This window comes from Gordonia sp. NPDC062954, from assembly GCF_044543825.1.
GTDB classification, from domain to species: domain Bacteria; phylum Actinomycetota; class Actinomycetes; order Mycobacteriales; family Mycobacteriaceae; genus Gordonia; species Gordonia tangerina.
This window is the reverse complement of sequence record NZ_JBITWL010000001.1, coordinates 75,633-92,552: the sequence shown is the minus strand read 5'-3', so window position 1 is coordinate 92,552 and position 16,920 is coordinate 75,633. Positions and strand designations below refer to the sequence as shown.

Here is a 16,920-nt window from a genome sequence, read left to right as displayed (position 1 = left end):
GTACTGTGATGTCGACCACTCTGACCAGGCGAGCGAGGACATCGGTCATGACGTAGACAGAACAGATCACCTTTCCCCACGAGACGGGGGCCCAGGTGGCCACATTGCCCGAGGCGTTCCAACAGTCGATCACCGTCCGCCCCGACGCAGTAGCCCTGCGCACAGTCGGCGGAATCCAGGAGATCACGTGGGCGGAGTACGGGCGGCGGGTGGAGGCGATCGCCCGTGGGCTCGCGACACTCGGTGTTGGCCACGGCGACACCGTCGGCATCATGCTGACCAACCGCCCCGAATTCCATCTCGTCGACACGGCCGCCCTGCACCTGGGTGCAATTCCGTTCTCCATTTACAACACCAGCGCGTCGGACCAGATCGAGTACCTGTTCGGCAACGCGGAGAACTCAGTCGTGGTCACCGAACAGGTGTTCCTGCCGGCGCTTCGCGCGGCGAACACGAATGTCACCACGACGATCGTCGTCGACGGCACGGCCAGTGATGCGATGTCGCTTGCCGACCTCGAACAGGCCACCGCACCTGAGGGTTTCGACTTCGAGGCGTCGTGGCGCGCGGTGCAACCCGACGACCTCGCCACCCTGATCTACACGTCGGGAACCACCGGGCCGCCCAAGGGTGTCGAGATCACCCACCGCAACATCATCGCCGAACTCGCGGCACTCGCCGAGCATGTCCAGGCAGGCTTCGACGACCGGGTGATCTCGTATCTCCCCGCCGCGCACATCGCCGATCGCGTATCGTCGCACGCCGCCAACATGGTGCGCGGTATCCAGATCACCACGGTGCCCGATCCGCGCGAGATCGCCGCTGCGCTGCCAGAAGTGCGTCCCACGTTCTTCTTCGGCGTGCCGCGTGTGTGGCAGAAGATCCGCGCCGGTATCGAGGCGAAGATGTCCGAGGAATCCAGCCCCGTGAAAAAGAACTTGGCGGCATGGGCTCTGGGTGCCGGCGCCTCGGCCGCACGTGCCCACCTCGAAGGCCGCGACCCGGGGCGGGTCGGCGGGCTGCAACACGGCCTGGCCGACAAGCTGGTCCTGCACAAGGTGCGTGAGGCGATCGGCATGGACCAGGTCCACTTCGCCGGCTCCGGTGCCGCGGCCATCCCCGCAGAGGTGCTGGAGTTCTTTCTCGGCCTCGGCGTCCCCGTCCTGGAGGTGTGGGGGATGTCGGAGACCACCGGTGTCTCGACCATGACGACCTCGGAGAACCTCAGGATCGGTACCGTCGGCAAGACGGTCACCGGGGTGGAGGCAAAGATCGCCGACGACGGCGAGCTGCTCATCCGAGGGCCCGTGGTGATGCGGGGTTACCGCAAGCAACCCGAGAAGACCGCGGAGACCATCGACGCGGACGGGTGGCTTGCGACCGGCGACATCGCAAAGATCGACGACGAGGGCAACGTGACCATCGTCGATCGCAAGAAAGAATTGATCATCAACGAGTCGGGCAAGAACATGTCGCCGACCAACATCGAGAACGCCATGAAGGCCGCCTCGTCACTCATCGGCCAGGTGGTGGCGATCGGCGATGGGCGGCCCTACATCTCGGCTTTGGTGGTGCTCGACCCCGACGCGGCGGCTGCCCGGGCGAAGATGCTCAACATCCCCGACGCCGACATGGCGACCCTGTCGAGCAGGACTGAGGTGATCGACGAGGTCACGCGGCGGTACGGCAGGGCAATGGCAAACTCTCTCGGGTCGAGCAGGTCAAGCGGTTCACGATCGTCCCGGCGGCATGGGACCCGGGTGGGGACGAACTCACCCCGACGATGAAGCTGCGTCGTAAGCCGATTGCGACCAAGTACGCCGAGCGGATCGGCAAGCTGTACGACGATGCCGGCGACGCCGACGTGATCGACCTGCGCTGAGAAGTACCCACGCGCGTCGCGCGGGACACTAGGATCGTGGAGGACGGTCGGGGTAGGTGCGTCATGCCGCGACCGGACACTGCCCTGTCAATCGCGACGCAGCGAGGAAGTCGTCATGACCGAAGAAGTCGTTCCCGACATCGGACCCATCGATTACATAGTTCTGGAGTGGAGTGGGCAGCAGCCGACCGGAGAAGCCATCCCGTACCTCGTCGAACTGGTCGACCGCGGCATCATCCGCGTCATCGATCTCGCGTTCGTGCAGAAGGGTGAGGACGGGACCCTGACGCACCTCGAGATCGACCAACTCGGCGTCGATTTCGAGGTTCTCGACGGTGCGGCGAGCGATCTGATCGGCGAGGACGACATCGCCGAGGCCGCATCGGTCCTGCAACCTGGGACCGCCGCGGCGATCATGGTCTACGAGAATGCCTGGGCCGCACCGTTTGCCGGTGCCCTACGCCGAAACGGTGCCCAGATGGTGGCGTCCGGTCGCATCCCGATGGATGCCTTCGTCGAAGCCGTCGAGGCTGCCGACGCCGCGGACGCCTGACGCTTCGGCCGTCCCCCCTGACCACTCACAGCAAGGAGAACCTCATGCCCGGACTCATCCGCGCGGCCGCACGCACCGCGGTCATCGCCGGTACCGCAACCTCGGTCAGCAATCGTGTCTCACGTCGCCAGGCAAACCGCTGGGCGCAACAGGAGTACGAGAACCAGCAGCGTTACACACAGCCCGCGCCGGCTCCCGCTCCCGCACCCGCCCCGGCTCCTGCACCCGCCCCGGCAGCGGCACCGCAACAGGACACCATCGAACAACTCAAAGAACTCGGTGCGCTTTATCAGCAGGGCATCTTGACCGAGCAGGAATTCGCTGCCCAGAAGGCCAAGATCCTCGGGAGTTGACGGGTCCTCAGCCGTTCGAGACGCGACGACTGTCGTCGGTATCCGGGGTGCCGAGTTCGGCCCCTGGAATCCGCGGCAGTCGTCGCGCTATCACCAGGCCGAGCGCAGCGAGGAAGATCACCAACAGGATCGCTCCCTTGATCGCGGTGAGTTGCGCGTCGACATAACTGTCGATGAGCGTTGCGACCTCCTGCTCCGGGATCGCGTTCGCCGCCGCGACATCATCGAGCTGATCTCTGCTGATGATCTCGATACCGTCGGTAGATGCGTCGGCGATCTGGCTCTTGGTCGTTTCGGACAAGTCGGGGTCGGCTTGTGCCATTTGGTTGAAGCCGCTACTGAGGGAGGCGATCAGCAGCGCACCCAGCATCGCGACCCCCACCGAGGTTCCGATGTTCTGCGCGGTCCCTTGCAATCCCCCTGCCTCACCGCGGTCACGTTCACTCGCCGACGACATGATCACATTGCCCAACTGCGATGCGATGAAGCCGAAACCGGCGCCGAATACCGCCATCCCGATGGCGAAGGGCACACCCTGGAGTTGCGGTTCGATGGTGCTCACCAAGGTGAACGATCCGGTTATCACCAGTACCAAACCGATCCGGACCATTCGCCGCGGCGACTGTGTCGCAGCGAGTTTCGGGCTGGCGAAGGCGGCGATGAGCATCGCCACCGACATGGGAGCCAACTCCAGGCCGGTGTCGAACGCGTCCTTCAGCAGCACATACTGCAAATAGATCGGGATGACGAAGAACATGCCGCCGATGATGGTCTGCTGGGCGATGAGCATCACCAATCCGTTGCGCAGATGCAGTGTTCGCAGCAGCCGAGGATGCATCAGCGGTGTGCCGTCGCGCGAGATGACATGGTTCTCCCAACCGACGAACCCGATCAAGACGAAGACGCCTGCCGCGATCATGAACGGCACCACCGAGAAACCGAACGGCGTGATCTCGGTCCCCGCGACGGTCAATGCGCCGGAGGGACGGATGAAGCCCCACGAACCGGCCTGCAACAGGGCGATCACGATCAGACCCAGCCCGAGTGCCGACAGCGCCGTGCCGCCCCAGTCGAGGCGACGCGAGCCCGACACTTTGGTGTCGGCGATGACCCTCACGCATGCGATGACGACGATGCAGACCACCGTCTCGGCGGCGAAAACGACCCGCCAGGTCAACGTCTCGGTCACCCATCCACCGATGAGCGGGCCGGCGGCGGCGCCTGCGGCCGCGATCCCGCCGAGGGCACTGTAGGCGGTGGCACGCTCGCGCCCCTCGTAGTTGGCGGCGGTCAACGAGATGATCGCCGGCATCACCAGCACCGCACCGGCGCCCTCGACAAACGACCAACCGAACAGCAGCACACCGATGTTGGGGCTGAAGGCGGTGATGAGTGAACCGGTCCCGTAGACCAGCAACCCGATCGCGAACACCCTCCGCCGGCCGAACAGATCGCCGAGCCGTCCGCCGAACAACATGAACGAGCCCATCACCAGCGTGTACAGGGTGATTGCCAACTGAACCTGCGTCAGCGTGGTGTCGAGGTCCTCCACCACGCTGGACACCGACACGTTCATCACGGTCGTGTCGAGCACCATGATGAACTGTGCGGCGCACAAGATGATGAGAACGCTCCACTTTCGCACCGCGTTCACGCTACGCCCGGTTTCGCGCGCGCCGGATGTTTGTCGCGGCTGGCCGCGGGGAATCATCCAAAACGGGTGAGCCCGGTACGCCGGTAGGTCGATGCGTCGGCCCGGAGGCGATCTCGTGAACCGGACCCGCGCGCCCGAGGCAGTGCCCATAGTGGAAGAGGAGTCGTGACAGCCACGGCTCCGCCGACGAAAGGACGATCGATGGCCCTCGACGACGATGACATCACGACATCCGACTCCGGCGGCGAAGGCGTCGCCGATGGTGGCTCCAATCCGGGTGGACATGACGGTGGGGCCGATGGCACCGCGAATGCCGGTGAGGGTCCTGCCGATGGTGGCTCCAATCCGGGTGGACACGACGGTGGGGCCGATGGCACCGCGAATGCCGGTGAGGGTCCTGCCGACGGCGGCTCCAACCCGGACGGTCATGACGGCGGCGCCGACGGCACCGCCTGAACGACGGAATGCTGAGCCGCTGTATCTCGATCGGTGCCGCGGATTTCGCACGCGATCATTGGGGCCGGCGCCCGTTGCTCAGCCGGGCCGACACGCTCCCGCGTGACTTCGGTGATCTGCTCTCGCCGGCGACCGTCGACGAACTGCTCACCGCACGCGGGGTGCGTGCCCCTTTCATCCGGATGGCCAAGGACGGCGGGTTGCTGGCTCGGGACTGCTATGTCGGTCCGGCAGGCTTCGGAGCGGAGATCGGCGATCAGGTGGATTCGGCGAAGGTGCTGTCGCGTTTTGCCGAGGGTGCCACGATCGTGTTGCAGGGACTGCACCGGTTGTGGCCGCCGGTGATCGACTTCGCGCGGGGCATGGTCGACGATCTCGGCCACCCGGTGCAGACCAACGCCTACATCACCCCACCCGCCAATCGTGGATTCGACCCGCACTACGACGTCCACGACGTGTTCGTCCTTCAGGTTTCCGGCCGCAAACGGTGGTTGGTGCACGATCCGGTGCACCGCGATCCGCTCGACACCCAGCCGTGGACCGATCACCGGCCCGCCATCGAAGCGCGGGCGCGCGAACAGCCGGTGATCGACACGGTCCTCGAGCCCGGCGATGCGGTGTACCTGCCGCGCGGTTGGGTGCATTCGGCGCAGGCGATGGGGGAGACCTCGATTCACCTCACCGTGGGCGTCTCCGCAGTGACCCGACACGACGTCGTCCGAGCCATCGTCGACGCGCTCGGCGACAACGACATGCTTCGCGAATCACTGGCCATTCCACTGGATTTGGCCGATCACGATCAGGCCGCGGTCACCGCCCGCTCGGTACTCACCTCGGTGATCGACGTGCTGCGCGAGGAAACCGACGAACTCGCCGATGCAGCAGCGACCCGTCTGTCACGACGCCACGCCGAACGAACCCGTGCGGTGGCGGTGGCACCGTTGGCGACGCTCGACGCGATCGGACGAGTGGACACGACGACGGCGTTCCGCTGGCGACCCGGTTTGATCGGTTCCCTCCGGCATTCCAACAGCTCTGTCACACTTCGGCTTCCGGACCGTAGCATCACCTTTCCGGCCTCATGCGCCGACGCGCTCGTGGCGATCCGGTCCGGGCAACCCTTGATGGCAGGAAACCTGCCCGGGCTTGACGGTTCCGACGGATGTGTGCTGGTGCGCAGACTATTGCGTGAGGCCGTGCTGGTGCCCGTCGAGCCGTGCCCGATCGAGCCGACGCCCCACGACAGCACTGAGTCCGATGGGTGATCGTCTCCCGTGCAGCGACTCCGCCCGCGACCGCGGTGATCCGATGTTCGGCACCGCGTCGGCCGGGAACAAGTGGGTGCTCCTCGAGATGAGCGGTGCGTGGGGTCCGTCAGCGTTCCTGGAATCCCCGCGGATCGTCGACCCCCGGCTCGGCCGCGCGATCGTGCGGCGCGTGGAGACCGAGCGAATGCGGATCGTCGCGATTCGTCGTCCCGGTCGGCGCCCATCGGTGCCCCGGTGGCGGTGGTTCATCGTCGACGCGCGTCCTGGATCAGAAACGGTGCACCACGGTGAGGTCGCCTCACCGGCGGAGTATCTCGACTTGGCGCTCGATGGGACGGACGGCGAACGGTCCGATGATCCGCTCGTGGCCGTGTGCGCGCACGGCAAACATGACCAGTGCTGCGCGGTGCGGGGGCGCGCCGCCACCGCGGCAATAGCGGCGGAGTACCCGGAGTGGACGTGGGAATGCTCCCACCTAGGTGGGGATCGATTTGCCGCGACGATGATCCTGTTTCCGCATGGGCTCTGCTATGGCGCAGTCGATTCCGCTGACGAACCGTCGGCCATCGTGCGTCGCTACACGCATGGTCGGCTCGACAACGAGTTCCTTCGCGGCCGTACGTCGTTGCCACACGCGGTGCAGGCCGCCCAGTATTTCGTGCGTCGCGCAACCGGCGACGACCGCATCGATGCGCTCAGTCCGGTCGACGTCCGCCGAGGCGACCACCAGATCGAGGTCGTGCTGTCGGGGCCGGATGGACCCATCGGAGTGACCCTGGCAGAGCACATGTCTGATCCGCTGCACTCGACGTGTGCGGCATCGGTGGCCGGGCGCGTCCGGCAGTTCGTGATGGTGAGGATGAACCGGGTGACAAGCTGAGCCGTCCGGTCGGGCGGCGGCTCAGGCCGGCGGCCGGGGCTTGGCCTCGACTGCGATCACCGGGGTGCCCACGGTGGCGGTGCCCTCGGCGATCTGATCGACGGACGCGAACTTCTTGGTGTTCATCACCACCACGGGTGTGATCAGCGGGTAGCCTGCTCTCTCGATCACCGCTCGGTCGAAGGTCACCAGCGGGGTGCCCGCATCGACCTTCTGTCCCGCCTTCACCTTGACGTCGAACCCCTCGCCTTTGAGTTGCACGGTGTCGATGCCGACATGGATGAGCAGTTCGATGCCACCGTCGAGTACCAGGCCGAAGGCGTGACCGGTGGGCTGCGCGGCGACGACCATCGCCGCTGCGGGAGCGTAGACGGTATCGCCGGACGGTTCGATCGCCACGCCGCCCCCCATGGTGCCCTTGGCGAACACCGGATCGGGTACATCGGACAGCGCCACTACGGTTCCGTCGAGCGGAGCGCCGATCTCGGTGACGACGCGGCGCTCGGTCGGGGCGGCCGACTCCGCTGTGGTCGCCGCGGCGGCGGTCGCGGTGGGTGCGGTGCTGACGGCGGTGGCGGTACTTCCGCTCGGCACCGCGGCGGCTGCGGCGGCCGCGGCCACCCCCTCAGCGGAATCGTCGATCGGGATCGCGCCGGCACGTTCGAGCCCGGCGTCGCGGGCGGCCTCGAACTGCGCCTGCTGTTCGGCAGTGCGGTACCCGGACAACACCACCAGAATCATCGCTACAGCGAATGCGGCGGCCACGGCGATGCCGTAGAGCACGATGCTGTCGAAAGCGGGAATCGTCAGCAGCGATGTGAACACGAAGGCGTTCGTGGTCACGCCGCCGCCGATACCGATGATCAGTCCGCCGACGAAGCAACCGACCAACATTCTCGGATAAATCCGTTTGAAGCGTAGATGGATACCGTAGAGCGAGGGTTCGGAGATGCCGCCCAGGAGTCCGGCGGCCAGCGCGCCGGTGGCGGTCTGCCGCATCTGCATGTCGCGTTCGCGCCACGCGATGAGCAGCACACCGGCAGTGGCCCCGAAGCACGCGAAGTTCCAGGCGCCCATGGGTCCCTGGATGAAGTCGTAGCCGATGGTCTGGATGTTGAGCAGCATGATCGCGTTGATCGGCCAGTGCAGACCCAGCGGGACCATGAACGGGTAGGCGAGCGGGATCACGATCGCGAAGATGAACGGGGAGAAGTCGTTGATCGACTTGAGGACGTCGGCCAGACCCGCACCGACGTAGACGCCGATCGGCCCGATGATGAACGCCGTCAACGGGATCATGATGAGCATGGCGAGGAACGGCACGAAGATGAGCTGCACGTTCTCCGGGATGATCTTCTTGAGGTACTTGTACAGCGGGCCCAGAACGGCTGCCATCAGCAGCGGCGGGAACACCTGGGAGCTGTAGTCGAAGACCGTCAGCGGTATGCCGAAGATATCGATGGTCTGGACTTCGAAGCCGAAGACGGTGTTGGTGGTCGCCTGATCCATGAACGCGGTGAAGCCGGGCAGCATGAGTACGGCCATGATGGCGAATCCCACCCACGGATCCGCGTCCAGCTTCTTCGACGCGTTGTAGGCGATCATCAGTGGCAGGAACACGAACACGCACTGCCAACAGAGGTTCACGAACTCCCACGACGGGGACAGGTCGGTGCGGGGGTCGGCCCAGTTGCCGATGATGTCCAGGGTGCTCATCAGCGACATGAACGTGATGAACAAAGAGGCGCCGAGCAAAGCGCCCAGGATCGGTCGGAAGGAATCCGACAGGTATTCGAACAGGGAATCCAACCACGCGTTCTTGCCGCGCGGTCCCTTCGCCCGTGCGGCCGCCTTGATGGCCGCCGCGTCACCGCCGGCGTTGGCCATCTGTGGCAGCGCCATGATCTCGTTGTAGACCGTTTGTACGGCACCGCCGATGACGATCTGGTAGCGGTTGCCTGCCTGGGGTACCGCGCCCATGACGCCGTCGATCGCTTCCAGGGTGCCCTGCTCGACCTCGGAGGCATCGCGCAATTGGAAACGCAGACGGGTCGCGCAGTGCGTCAGACTCTCGATGTTGCCGGCGCCGCCGACGCCCGTGACGATCTCGGATGCCGTGTTGGTCGAGGTAGACATGACTCTCCTTGAGCTGTCCAGTCTGCAGGTGTGGGCGACCGCGAAGCCCGCCGGCAGTCATGTCCGGAGCGGCATCGACGGCGTTCTGGATGCTATCCCGTGGCACCGGACCTGCGAGGGCGGATCGGAAAGGAGATGGCCAACAGTGACCATCCGTGGCGCAGTTCAGTGCTGTTGCGACGCGAATCGACTCACTCGCGTGGTGTGGCGATCGCTGCCACGGCGCCACCGTCGACCAACAGATCTGTCCCGGTGATGAAGGAGGCCGCCGGACTCAACAGGAAAGCGGTGGCGTCGGCGATGTCGGCGGCGGTTCCGAGTCGGCCGGTTCCCGACATCGCGATCATGGCACGCATGGCATCACCGCTGTCGCCGCCGAGCTCGGCTTGCCCCATGGCGGTCGCGATGACCCCGGGGCTGATGCTGTTGACGCGGGCGCCACGCGCACCCCATACGCCGGCCGCGGCACGCACCCGGACATGGTTGGCTTGTTTGGCAATCGCGTAGGCGCTTCCCGGGTCCCCGGCCAGTTCGGTCAGGAAGTCAAGCGACAGCAGCTCGGAACTCGGGGTGATGGCGAGCGCGGCGGCGTGGTCGGCCGCGAGTGGGGGATAGATGTGGCCCGCCATGCTGGCTACGACGACCCCGGCACCGCGTTGGGCGACCACGGCGCCGAACGCGTCGAGCGACAACGCCACGCCCAGCAGGTCGACCCGCAGGATCGCCTCCACCGGTGCCTGCACCGGGGAGAGCCCAGCCGTGTGGATCACCTGGTCGACGTTGCCCAGTGACGCCGAGAACTCCGCCAGCGCTGTCACCGAGTCCGCCGATCCGACATCAACCGTGCGTCCGACCGCATCGAAGCCCTCGTCGCCGAGGGCGGCGACGTCCCGTTCGAGGCGGGCGTCGTCGACGTCGGCGAGGACGACCTTACGCCCGCAGGCCTGACGTCGGGCGATGGCCAGACCCATGCCGCCCGAACCGATGACCACCACGATGCTGTCCGGCATGTCGCTTCCTCACTGTCGACGAATCACCTTCGACAGTCTGTCATCTCGCATGTGTGGCACCAGAGTCGATGGTCCCGCTATGTCCTCGTACGGGGCCGGTGAGCCGGTCAGATGACTCGCGGTCAGACAACTCGCGTCAGGCCACGCGACGATCGGCGGCCGCCACGTCTGTGAGCAGACCACCCGGATCGACGATCATCACCACCGGACCGATCCGGTCCTCGGCGCGCTCGATGATCGACTCGATCTGGACCGGATCGGACGGGTCGGACACCACCGCCCACACCCGGCCGCTGACCGACGCGTCAATGAACGGAACGAGGTCGTGGGAGATGGCGGAGGTCAACACGACTCGACGGCCAGACCGCAGGATCTCGTGCACCACCGACTGCGCCCGGGTACTGCCGTCCATCACGACCAGCATGCTGTCTGTGGTGGCGGTGGGAGTGGTCGTATGGAGCTGTCGTGTGTTGTTCATGGCACCCATGTCATCGTCGCGCCCTGCGATGGACGTGTGGCGTGGCTGTCAGTTCGCTGCGCACTGCCCGGCCGGGGACGTCTGTGCGAGCACCTGGGGCGGGCGACCCCGGCGGTCGGCGCTATCCTCGCCGACATGAGTGACGTGACCGGTGCTGCGGATGGAGATCGACGCTGCCCCTGTACCTCGGGTCTCACGTTCGGCGAATGCTGTGGTCCGATCCTGAGTGGCGCACGCCGCGCGCCGACCGCTGAGGCATTGATGCGGTCGCGGTTCAGCGCTTTCGCCATCGGCGATCGTGACCACATCCTCGACAGTTGGCACCCGCGGACCCGTCCGCGTCGGCTCGTCGTCGACGACGGCATCCAGTGGTATCGACTCGATGTCGAGTCCGCCTCGGGGGGAACGCCTTTCGACAACACCGGCGAGGTGACGTTCACCGCGCACTATCGGGCGGACGGCGAGCGCAAAGCGCTGCACCAGCGCAGCCGGTTCGAACGGCGCGACGGTCGGTGGGTCTACCTGGACGGAACCGTCGAAGGCTGAGCGTCACCCGTGCCGGCACACCCAGTCGATGAGCGGCGTTGCGGCACGCCAGTCCTTGCGTATCTGCTCGACCAGGGCCGCCGAGTGGATGATCTCGTCGAAGCCGTAGTCGCGGGCGATCGTCAACGATTTGTGTCGCAACAGTTCGATACGCGGATGATCGGTTGACCAACCCCGCGGCGCGGTCTTGAGCACGTCACCGCCGAGTTCCCATCCGGTTCGGGTGTACTTGTTGACCAGTTGCTCGAGTTCGGCGCCGTGAATCGCATTGTCGATAGCCGATCGCAGAGCGGCGAGACGTTCGCCGGAAGCCTCGTAGAACCCGGCGCCCACCCGCACGCCGGGCGCTCCGATCTGGACGTAGTAGCCGGTCGCCGGACCGACCGCGACGAACGCTCCCTGATGGGTCTTGTAAGGGGTCTTGTCCTTGGAGAACCGAACATCGCGGTAGGGGCGAAAGATCTTGGCTGAGCCAAACTCGGCGGCCAACTCCTCGGTGAGTTCAGCCATCGGCACGGCGACCGCAGTGCGATAGGTGCCTTTGTGGAGCTCCCAATACACCTTGGAGTTGTCGATTTCCAGGTCGTCGTAGAAGTCGAGTGCAGCCTCGGGGAAACCGGTGAAGGCCATGACCGGCAGCCTACGCGCAATCATGTTTCGGACCGTTCGTCGCGGGTAGTCTCATTTGCGTTGGTGCGGCTTCAGACAACCGGTCGCGTGGCATTGAGCTGAAACGAGGTTGTCATGACGAGCCACATCTTCGCCGGGCGGGCGTACCGCAATCGGGTGCATGCCGGGCGAATCCTCGCCGAGCACGTCGAGCGGCACCTCTCCGCTCTGCCCGCACCGGCCGCCGAGACGTCCGTGATTGCGCTGCCGTGCGGGGGAGTGCCGGTGGCTCGACAAGTTGCCGAACACCTCGACGCCCCCCTCGACGTCTTGCCCGTGCGCACCATCGGTGTACCGGATCAACCGGAGCTCGCGGCTGGTGCGATCGCGTACCCGGGGGTGATGGTGACCAATGACGAGATCATCGGCGGCCTCGGCATCACTCCGGATGAATGGGACGCGCTGGTACGTCTTACGCGGGCCGAACTCGAACGCTGCACCCGAGTCCATCGTCATGGACGTGCCGGGATTGCGGTCCGTGACGCTCACGTCGTCGTGGTCGATGACGGGGTGTCGACGGGAGCAACGATGCGCGCGGCGGTCGGCGCGCTACGCCGTCTCGGTGCGGCACAGGTGACTGTTGCGGTCCCGGTGGGGCCGCCGGGAATGTCGGAGAGGTTCGGCGATGTCGACCACGTCATCTGCCCGACTCTGTTGGAGTCCTTCCGCGGTGCGTGCGCGGCCTACGACGAATTCGAGCCGATCACCGATGCGGACATCCGAGAATTGCTGAGCTACGCCGGCACCCGTTGAGCGCAGTCGTGCCCGACGCGTCGATCGCACCTCGTACCGGCTGGTAGGAGCGATCTCGCCACGTGGTTGGCAACGATGTTATGGCCATTCCCGCGTGTTGCGGACAGGAAACGTGCCATGGTGACCGCAGACGAGGAGGTCGCATGGCACAGGCTGGCGGTGGCGATCACAACGATCAGCGATCGGCCGATCAGTTCGACGAGGTCGACCGCCGATCCGCCGGCGAGCGGGCCGAGGAGGTGAAGCCGGGCCGGCGCAGACGTCAGTGGCTCGGACTCGGCGCGGGCATACTCCTCGCGGTCATCGTCTACCTCGTGTTGCCCTCAGATGTCGACCATCCCGCGCGATTGACCGCTGCGACCGCCGTGCTGATGGGCGTGCTGTGGATGACCGAGGCGATCCCGATCCCGGCGACGGCGCTGCTTCCGCTGGTCATCTTCCCGGTGTTCGACTCCGACGTCTCGGTCAACGACGTCGGTGCCTCCTACGGCAACAACATCATCTTCTTGTTCATGGGCGGTTTCATCCTCGCGCTGGCGATGCAACGGTGGAACCTGCACCGCCGCATCGCCCTGCTCACGGTGAGCGCCATGGGGACGAAGCCGACGATGGTGATCGCGGGCTTCATGATCGCCACGGCATTCCTGTCGATGTGGGTGTCGAACACGGCCACCGCGGTGATGATGATCCCGATCGGGGTGTCGGTACTCATCCTGGTCCTCGATCTGCGATCGAACACCGAGACGTCGGACTCGACCGAGGGCACCGATGCGGCGACAGCAAGCGATCAGCACGCGATCACCCAGGCCGTGATCACCAGCAACTTCGGCACCGCGCTCATGTTGGGCATCGCGTATGCCGCATCGATCGGATCGCTGGGCACCATCATCGGCACGCCGCCGAACACACTGCTGGTGGGGTACCTGGAGGGCGAAGGCATCGACATCGGTTTCCTGGAGTGGATGATCGCAGGGGTGCCGCTGGCCGTGGTGTTCCTCGTCATCGCCTGGTTTCTGTTGTCGCACGTCTTGTTCCGACCGGAGATCGATGACATTCCCGGAGGTCGGCAGCTGATCCGAGGTGAACTCGACGACCTCGGGCCGATGTCACAGGGCGAGATCAGGGTGGCGGTGATCTTCGCCCTCGCCGCGGCCTCGTGGATTGCCGTGCCGCTGATCTGGGATGAGGACCCACCCATTTCCGACACCGGGATCGCCATGACGGCCGCGGTCCTGTTGTTTCTGCTCCCCAGTGGCGTCACACCAGGAGTCCGGCTACTCGACTGGGAGACGGCGGTGCGGCTGCCGTGGGGTGTCCTGCTGCTGTTCGGCGGTGGGTTGGCCTTGTCGGAACAGTTCGATTCCAGCGGCCTGACCACGTGGATCGGTGACGTCGCCGCACGCCTCGACGCCATCCCGGTGATCGTCCTGATCATCGTGGTGACCGCGGCGATCATCTTTCTCACCGAGATCACCAGCAACACCGCGACAGCGGCGACCTTCCTGCCGGTGGCGGGCGGGGTGGCGATGGGGATGGGCATCGACCCACTGGCGTTGACGGTGCCGGTCGCCCTCGCGGCGACGTGTGCGTTCATGCTGCCGGTGGCCACCCCACCCAATGCGGTCGCCTACGGCAGCGGATACGTCACGATCGGTCAGATGATCCGCGGTGGGGTCTGGCTCAACCTCATCGGGATCGTGTTGATCACGCTTGCCGGGTACACGCTGTTCGCCTGGTCGCTAGGAATCTCCTTCTGATCTCTATGGTGTGCAACATTGTTGTGCACCACATAAATCTCGGCTACCGTCGATGACGTGCCGGGACGGTGTCGCGACGTCCGAGAACGAGCGTCTGGGGGATCAATGTTGTTGTCACCGAACACCACTCGTCAGTCTCTCGGACGAGCGATCGCACGCGTGGCGCTCGGCGTCGTGCTGGTGGTCGCCGGCGTGGGGCATCTCACGGCCCAACGGGCCGAGTTCCAGGCGCAGGTGCCCGACTGGGTGCCGTTGGACAAGGACTTCGTCGTGCTCGCGTCGGGTGGTGTCGAGATCGTGCTGGGTCTGGCGCTGATCGCGTTGCCCAGGTATCGCAAGCTCGTGTCCTGGATCGCGGCCGCGTTCTTCGTCGCCGTGTTCCCGGGCAATGTATATCAATACCTCGAGCACATCGACGCATTCGGACTCGACACCGACACCAAGCGACTGGTGCGTCTCTTCTTCCAGCCGGTACTGGTCCTGTGGGCGCTGATCGCCGGGTCCGACGGCAGGCGAGGTGATCGACGAGTCGAGCAGATCAGCCCGACACGATAAGTGTGGTGACCTCGCCGACACCCATGATCTCCATCGGCGTCTTCGTCAGCGAGTTCTCGCCGAGGAACATCTCCGAACTGGTCTTGCCAGTGTCACTGAGCATGAGGTCATGAATCGCGATCGTGCGTTTCGGGGCGAGCGTTCGTACATAGTCGATCGCCTGCTCCGTCGAGATCCACGGACCGCTGATGGGCAGAAGCAACACCTCGACCGCGCAGTGGGGGTTGAGGTACGCATCGCCGGGATGGAAGACGTGCCCGTCGATGAGGAAGCCCGCGTTGTCGACCATCGGGATCTCCGGGTGGATCACGGCATGATCGGCGACGAAGGCGACGACGTCGAATCCGGCTGCGGTGAACGTATCCCCGCTCGAGACCGCATGCGCGCGGTCGGCGACGTCGGTGAGCTTGCGGGTGACGGCGGCGGGCCCGTACAGCTGCAACTCAGGTCGGCGCTGCATCTCCGCCACGATCGCGTCACCGTCGAAATGATCGAAGTGCTCGTGGGTGATCAGTACGGTGTCGGCCTGACTCAGCAGTTCTGCCGCATTCGGTGTGAACGCCCCCGGATCGATCAGCAGCACGCCCGCACCCTTGTCGAGGGTGACGGTCGCGTGAGTGTGCTTGGTGAGGCGCATGATTCCTCCGGCGTGAGGGTTGAATCGGCGGTTGACTGTCATCACCGACTCTACAAAGTCTGCCGGAGACAATTCGGGTCTGCCGTTGGCAATTCGGGCGGCAACGATGATCGGTCAGGGCACAATGATTGTTCGTGCCCAGACGAGAGGATCCGCCGACGACAGCTGGTGCGCGCCCTTTCCTGCTGTTGTCCATCCGCGCCGAGCCGGCGGCCGCCGTGGACGAGCATCGGTCTGTGTTGCGGTTGGGTGCCTTGGCCGAGAACGAACTACGCGCGATCAATCTGACCCAGCGGCCGTTGGGACACGTCGATCTCGACGACTGGTCGGGCATCATCCTCGGCGGCGGACCCTACAACGTGAGCGACCCCATCGCGGCGAAGAACGCGACCCAGCGTCGCGTGGAGGCGGAGCTGTCTGAGCTGACCGAACGGATCGTCGCCGCGGATTTCCCTTTCTTGGGCTGCTGCTACGGCGTGGGCACACTGGGCTCGGCGATCGGTGCCGCAATCGACCGCACCCACGGCGAGCCGGTCGGGCCGCTGATGGTCACCCTGACCGACGCTGCGCACCACGATCCGCTGTTCGCCGATCTACCGGTCGGCTTCGCGGCCTACGGCGGGCACAAAGAAGCAGCGACGCGGCTACCTGAGCACGCGGTACACCTCGCTTTTTCACCTGACTGTCCGGTGCAAGCCTTTCGGGTAGGGACCAATGTCTATGCCACCCAGTTCCACCCTGAACTCGACGCGGAGAGTCTGTGCACGCGCATCGACGTCTACCGCGACTTCGGCTACTTCGACCCGAGCGAGGCGAGCGCGCTACAGGCCACCGCGCGGGCGACCGACGCACAGCACCCGCCCACCATTCTGAAGCGCTTCACCGAGCGCTACCGGCGTTGAGTGGCACGCCGCAAGTGAATCGGACACATACACCTCGGTGGTCAGCTACGTGGATCGTCGCCTCGGCTGTAGGCGATGCGGATCAGTCGGCGTAGCACATCAAGGTCGATCTGCTCCAGGCGTTTGACGTACACACACCCGGCGCCTTCGGTGTAGGTGCCGAGGTCGGGAAGCAGCGCAGCTCCTTCGGGGAGATCCTTCAGGCCGTAGAAGGATAGTGCCGACTTGCGGGGGGAGAAACCAACCTTGGGCCAGTCTCCTTCCGTACGAGAGGTTTTCGACGGTGAGACGTAGTGATACGAGCCGTACCCGACGATCGAAGGCCCCCACATCACCGGTTCCACGCCGGTCTCCGTACGCATGATCTCGTCGACGCGGTGCCCTTCGGTGACCCGGTGGGCGGGTGGGGCGCGATCGAGGAACTCCTGCAC

The 16,920-nt window shown here is 65.4% G+C and carries 17 protein-coding genes and 1 pseudogene; 11 read left to right on the top strand and 7 right to left on the bottom strand.

Annotated elements, in window-relative coordinates:
- Nucleotides 1-65 precede the first annotated feature (65 nt).
- The 3 genes and pseudogenes from ACIGKQ_RS00425 (at nt 66) to ACIGKQ_RS00415 (ending at nt 2,788) form a co-directional block, all read left to right on the top strand.
- A pseudogene (locus tag ACIGKQ_RS00425) lies at nt 66-1,882 on the top strand (AMP-dependent synthetase/ligase).
- Nucleotides 1,883-1,997: 115 nt separating this feature from the next.
- Complete coding sequence (locus tag ACIGKQ_RS00420; protein ID WP_235723144.1) at nt 1,998-2,435, top strand: DUF6325 family protein; 438 nt, start codon at nt 1,998-2,000, stop codon at nt 2,433-2,435.
- A gap of 44 nt (nt 2,436-2,479) precedes the next feature.
- Complete coding sequence (locus ACIGKQ_RS00415) at nt 2,480-2,788, top strand: SHOCT domain-containing protein (RefSeq protein WP_235723143.1); 309 nt, start codon at nt 2,480-2,482, stop codon at nt 2,786-2,788.
- Between the two features lie 7 nt (nt 2,789-2,795).
- Here the strand turns inward: ACIGKQ_RS00415 and ACIGKQ_RS00410 are convergent, their stop codons facing one another.
- On the bottom strand, nt 2,796-4,433 hold the full coding sequence (locus tag ACIGKQ_RS00410) for an MFS transporter (RefSeq protein WP_396571923.1): 1,638 nt from the start codon (nt 4,431-4,433) through the stop codon (nt 2,796-2,798).
- A gap of 210 nt (nt 4,434-4,643) precedes the next feature.
- Here ACIGKQ_RS00410 and ACIGKQ_RS00405 point away from each other — a divergent pair, with 210 nt between their 5' ends.
- From ACIGKQ_RS00405 to ACIGKQ_RS00395, 3 genes are read left to right on the top strand one after another with little or no spacing between them, the layout of a single operon-like run.
- Complete coding sequence (locus tag ACIGKQ_RS00405) at nt 4,644-4,898, top strand: BatC protein (protein WP_235723141.1); 255 nt, start codon at nt 4,644-4,646, stop codon at nt 4,896-4,898.
- 8 nt (nt 4,899-4,906) lie between these two features.
- Nucleotides 4,907-6,163 carry a cupin domain-containing protein gene (locus tag ACIGKQ_RS00400; protein ID WP_266061056.1) on the top strand — a complete coding sequence of 419 codons (1,257 nt, stop codon included), beginning with the start codon at nt 4,907-4,909 and terminating at the stop codon, nt 6,161-6,163.
- Nucleotides 6,156-7,046, top strand: a complete 891-nt coding sequence (locus ACIGKQ_RS00395) for a sucrase ferredoxin (RefSeq protein WP_266061058.1) — start codon at nt 6,156-6,158, stop codon at nt 7,044-7,046. Before ACIGKQ_RS00400 ends, ACIGKQ_RS00395 begins: the two co-directional genes overlap by 8 nt.
- A 21-nt stretch (nt 7,047-7,067) precedes the next feature.
- Here the strand turns inward: ACIGKQ_RS00395 and ACIGKQ_RS00390 are convergent, their stop codons facing one another.
- From ACIGKQ_RS00390 to ACIGKQ_RS00380, 3 genes are all read right to left on the bottom strand, one after another.
- A complete protein-coding gene (locus tag ACIGKQ_RS00390) occupies nt 7,068-9,182 on the bottom strand; it encodes a glucose PTS transporter subunit IIA (RefSeq protein ID WP_396571920.1) in 2,115 nt (704 codons plus the stop codon).
- A gap of 191 nt (nt 9,183-9,373) precedes the next feature.
- Entirely contained in the window at nt 9,374-10,192 is an 819-nt protein-coding gene (locus ACIGKQ_RS00385) for an SDR family oxidoreductase (RefSeq protein ID WP_235723137.1), read from the bottom strand.
- 136 nt (nt 10,193-10,328) lie between these two features.
- Nucleotides 10,329-10,670, bottom strand: a complete 342-nt coding sequence (locus tag ACIGKQ_RS00380) for a hypothetical protein (RefSeq protein WP_235723136.1) — start codon at nt 10,668-10,670, stop codon at nt 10,329-10,331.
- A 135-nt stretch (nt 10,671-10,805) separates the two neighbouring features.
- Between ACIGKQ_RS00380 and ACIGKQ_RS00375 the strand changes: the two genes are divergently transcribed.
- Nucleotides 10,806-11,216, top strand: coding sequence for a YchJ family protein (locus ACIGKQ_RS00375; protein ID WP_235723135.1), 411 nt, complete (start codon nt 10,806-10,808; stop codon nt 11,214-11,216).
- 3 nt (nt 11,217-11,219) lie between these two features.
- Here ACIGKQ_RS00375 and ACIGKQ_RS00370 read toward each other — a convergent pair whose 3' ends face one another.
- On the bottom strand, nt 11,220-11,846 hold the full coding sequence (locus ACIGKQ_RS00370; protein ID WP_396571918.1) for a DUF2461 domain-containing protein: 627 nt from the start codon (nt 11,844-11,846) through the stop codon (nt 11,220-11,222).
- Nucleotides 11,847-11,960: 114 nt separating this feature from the next.
- On the opposite strand from ACIGKQ_RS00370, the gene ACIGKQ_RS00365 reads away from it, so the two are divergent.
- The 3 genes from ACIGKQ_RS00365 (at nt 11,961) to ACIGKQ_RS00355 (ending at nt 14,950) form a co-directional block, all read left to right on the top strand.
- On the top strand, nt 11,961-12,638 hold the full coding sequence (locus ACIGKQ_RS00365) for a phosphoribosyltransferase (RefSeq protein ID WP_396571916.1): 678 nt from the start codon (nt 11,961-11,963) through the stop codon (nt 12,636-12,638).
- Between the two features lie 143 nt (nt 12,639-12,781).
- Nucleotides 12,782-14,395, top strand: a complete 1,614-nt coding sequence (locus ACIGKQ_RS00360; protein WP_396571914.1) for an SLC13 family permease — start codon at nt 12,782-12,784, stop codon at nt 14,393-14,395.
- A gap of 105 nt (nt 14,396-14,500) precedes the next feature.
- Nucleotides 14,501-14,950 carry a MauE/DoxX family redox-associated membrane protein gene (locus ACIGKQ_RS00355; protein WP_235723117.1) on the top strand — a complete coding sequence of 150 codons (450 nt, stop codon included), beginning with the start codon at nt 14,501-14,503 and terminating at the stop codon, nt 14,948-14,950.
- Here ACIGKQ_RS00355 and ACIGKQ_RS00350 read toward each other — a convergent pair.
- Entirely contained in the window at nt 14,934-15,587 is a 654-nt protein-coding gene (locus ACIGKQ_RS00350; protein WP_235723116.1) for an MBL fold metallo-hydrolase, read from the bottom strand. The two genes, ACIGKQ_RS00355 and ACIGKQ_RS00350, sit on opposite strands and share 17 nt — an antisense overlap.
- 134 nt (nt 15,588-15,721) lie before the next feature.
- On the opposite strand from ACIGKQ_RS00350, the gene ACIGKQ_RS00345 reads away from it, so the two are divergent.
- Nucleotides 15,722-16,489, top strand: a complete 768-nt coding sequence (locus ACIGKQ_RS00345) for a glutamine amidotransferase (RefSeq protein WP_328714317.1) — start codon at nt 15,722-15,724, stop codon at nt 16,487-16,489.
- A gap of 41 nt (nt 16,490-16,530) precedes the next feature.
- Here ACIGKQ_RS00345 and ACIGKQ_RS00340 read toward each other — a convergent pair whose 3' ends face one another.
- Nucleotides 16,531-16,920 carry a DUF1801 domain-containing protein gene (locus ACIGKQ_RS00340; RefSeq protein ID WP_396571911.1) on the bottom strand — a complete coding sequence of 130 codons (390 nt, stop codon included), beginning with the start codon at nt 16,918-16,920 and terminating at the stop codon, nt 16,531-16,533.

Excerpts from the sequence above, each read along its gene's own strand:
- ACIGKQ_RS00420 (WP_235723144.1), top strand. The coding sequence starts at position 1,998 with ATGACCGAAGAAGTCGTTCCCGACATCGGACCCATCGATTACATAGTT.
- ACIGKQ_RS00415 (WP_235723143.1), top strand. The coding sequence starts at position 2,480 with ATGCCCGGACTCATCCGCGCGGCCGCACGCACCGCGGTCATCGCCGGT.
- ACIGKQ_RS00405 (WP_235723141.1), top strand. The coding sequence starts at position 4,644 with ATGGCCCTCGACGACGATGACATCACGACATCCGACTCCGGCGGCGAA.
- ACIGKQ_RS00400 (WP_266061056.1), top strand. The coding sequence starts at position 4,907 with ATGCTGAGCCGCTGTATCTCGATCGGTGCCGCGGATTTCGCACGCGAT.
- ACIGKQ_RS00395 (WP_266061058.1), top strand. The coding sequence starts at position 6,156 with ATGGGTGATCGTCTCCCGTGCAGCGACTCCGCCCGCGACCGCGGTGAT.
- ACIGKQ_RS00390 (WP_396571920.1), bottom strand. The coding sequence starts at position 9,182 with ATGTCTACCTCGACCAACACGGCATCCGAGATCGTCACGGGCGTCGGC.
- ACIGKQ_RS00385 (WP_235723137.1), bottom strand. The coding sequence starts at position 10,192 with ATGCCGGACAGCATCGTGGTGGTCATCGGTTCGGGCGGCATGGGTCTG.
- ACIGKQ_RS00380 (WP_235723136.1), bottom strand. The coding sequence starts at position 10,670 with ATGAACAACACACGACAGCTCCATACGACCACTCCCACCGCCACCACA.
- ACIGKQ_RS00375 (WP_235723135.1), top strand. The coding sequence starts at position 10,806 with ATGAGTGACGTGACCGGTGCTGCGGATGGAGATCGACGCTGCCCCTGT.
- ACIGKQ_RS00370 (WP_396571918.1), bottom strand. The coding sequence starts at position 11,846 with ATGGCCTTCACCGGTTTCCCCGAGGCTGCACTCGACTTCTACGACGAC.
- ACIGKQ_RS00365 (WP_396571916.1), top strand. The coding sequence starts at position 11,961 with ATGACGAGCCACATCTTCGCCGGGCGGGCGTACCGCAATCGGGTGCAT.
- ACIGKQ_RS00360 (WP_396571914.1), top strand. The coding sequence starts at position 12,782 with ATGGCACAGGCTGGCGGTGGCGATCACAACGATCAGCGATCGGCCGAT.
- ACIGKQ_RS00355 (WP_235723117.1), top strand. The coding sequence starts at position 14,501 with ATGTTGTTGTCACCGAACACCACTCGTCAGTCTCTCGGACGAGCGATC.
- ACIGKQ_RS00350 (WP_235723116.1), bottom strand. The coding sequence starts at position 15,587 with ATGCGCCTCACCAAGCACACTCACGCGACCGTCACCCTCGACAAGGGT.